This window comes from Streptococcus sp. HMSC066F10, from assembly GCF_001813805.1.
GTDB classification, from domain to species: domain Bacteria; phylum Bacillota; class Bacilli; order Lactobacillales; family Streptococcaceae; genus Streptococcus; species Streptococcus vaginalis.
The window spans coordinates 1-570 of the sequence record NZ_KV813984.1 but is presented as its reverse complement, the minus strand read 5'-3'; the positions used below and the strand labels follow the sequence as shown (position 1 = coordinate 570).

1 protein-coding gene is annotated in these 570 nt (G+C 39.3%); it reads left to right on the top strand.

The features are described from left to right. Positions 1 to 412, top strand: a 412-nt coding sequence (locus HMPREF2933_RS05895; RefSeq protein WP_142350131.1) for a transposase, incomplete at its 5' end; no start/stop codon positions are given. Between the last annotated feature and the right edge of the window lie 158 nt (positions 413 to 570).

Genomic DNA, 570 nt, shown 5'->3' with positions numbered 1-570 from the left:
AGAGTACGAGATTCTCCTCTCCATCTCTGGTATCGCTGAAACAACAGCCACCTCTATCATAGGCGAATTAGGAGATATTCGCCGTTTTCAGTCTGCCAATCAAATCAACGCCTTTATTGGAATTGATCTCAGGCACTACAAATCTGGAAACTTTCTGGCTCAAGAACACATCACCAAACGGGGCAATCCTTATGCCAGAAAGATTCTCTTCAAGACCATTCACAACATTGCTTCGGCCAGCCATACCAATCCTTGCCACATTGCGGACTTTTATGAGAAACGAAAAAGACAATCGCAGACGACTTCAACTAAGCCTCATACGATTGCCTCAATGCATCGCCTCATACAGACAATGTATTACCTCATTACGCATAACAAACTTTACGATTACACTTTAACCCAAAATCATTAAAGCCGTCTATGCTCTATTATTGTAACACCTTACAAAAATTTCGCTAGGTATGGTGTTGATTTTGTGTACTCTTTTTCCAATCAAAAGAGCCAAAAAGGGCTAGGATAAACTATTAAAATCAAATCAATCATCAATTCTTTGACTGAAAAACATTGAAT